At 58.2% G+C, this 1,405-nt stretch carries 1 pseudogene; it reads left to right on the forward strand.

Features of this window, described 5'->3' with window-relative positions:
* Window positions 1-1,405 (forward strand): annotated as a pseudogene (locus F0319_RS18795) (Contact-dependent inhibition of growth factor CdiA); the annotation flags it as partial.

The following is a 1,405-nucleotide window of genomic DNA, read 5'->3' on the forward strand; positions in this document are numbered from 1 at the left end:
GCAACCTGTGGCTGCAGAGCCGGGGGCTGGACCTGACCGGCCAGCTGGTGTCCCTGGGGGACTTAACGCTGCAGCTGGCGAACGCGTTTACCAGCCGGACCGCCGTGGCGGCAGGCCGAACCCTGACCATCAGCAGCGGCGGCGACATCGATAACCGCAGCGTGCTGCAGGGGCAGGCGGTCAGCCTGAACGCGGGCGGGCAGCTCAGCAACAGCGGACAAATCACCACCGGCAGCGGCGCGAGCACGCTCTCCGGCAGCAGCGTGGCGCTGAACGCCGCGGGCTCGGTGCAGGGCGGGGGCGATATCACCGTGGCCAGCCGGAGCAACATTACCGTCGACGGCTTCACCGGCACGCGCGGCTCGCTGACCCTCAGCGCGCCGGGCTCCATCGTCAACACCGCGCTGCTGTACGCGGCGAATAACCTGGCGCTGTTTGCCGACAGCATCACTAACCGGCGCGGCGACATCATGGCGGGGAACAACCTGTGGATGCAGCGGGATGCGGCGGGGAATGCGAACAGCCAGGTGGTGAACACGTCGGGGAATATTGAGACGCAGAATGGGGATATAGCGATCAGAACGGGGCATTTGCTGAATACCCGTGATGGACTTTCGGTAAATAGCTGGACGGAGACTTCACAACTGGCTGAAAACGTCGGTGATGCAACGATTGAACTGCTTGTCCTGAGTCTCCCTTCAACGTCTTACAGAATCAGCAATACGAAAACCAAAGGATATCGCAACTGTACTTGTGCAATTGAGTACGATATTTACAGTTCATCTTTTGTCCCTACCGCAGAGAGCAGCCAAATGCGCTTTGCTGGCTCAGTGGTACATCTTGATGTGAGTGCGAGCGGTGGCGCGGGGCGCATCGCTTCGGGGCGCGATTTGGTAATCAATGCTGGTGCTCTGGAAAATAAATCAAGTCAAATACTGAGTGAACGTAACGCATCTCTTTCAGGCTCGCAGCTGAACAATGAGAGCTATCAATCGGGAACAACGGGGACTTTTTATAATTATAAGTATCTCAGTTCTACTGGGGGTTCATCTTCAGAATCGGGATATCCTGGACCAAAATCTAACTCGACCTTTATTTATGAGTTACAAGGGCTGACGACTGAATCTGTGGAGGGCGAAACCTTACGCGCCGTCATCCAGGCAGGCGGCAACGTCACCGCAAACTTCACCAGCAATATCAGCAACACTAATACCACCGCCAATGCAGGTGGCGTCAGCAACGTTATCTCCACGCCGTCGCTGAACGCCCTCAGCAATCAGAGTGTCGGCAGCGGCGTGCAAAAACAGGGGCTGAACGCTACCGGCACCGTGGCGGTGAACTCGCCGCAGTGGAACGATCGGCTCCAGGGTGCGCTGCAGCAGCTTAACGGCGGCGGCGCGCTGGA

Origin of the sequence: Enterobacter vonholyi (assembly GCF_008364555.1) — a bacterium.
Taxonomy (GTDB): Bacteria; Pseudomonadota; Gammaproteobacteria; order Enterobacterales; family Enterobacteriaceae; genus Enterobacter; species Enterobacter vonholyi.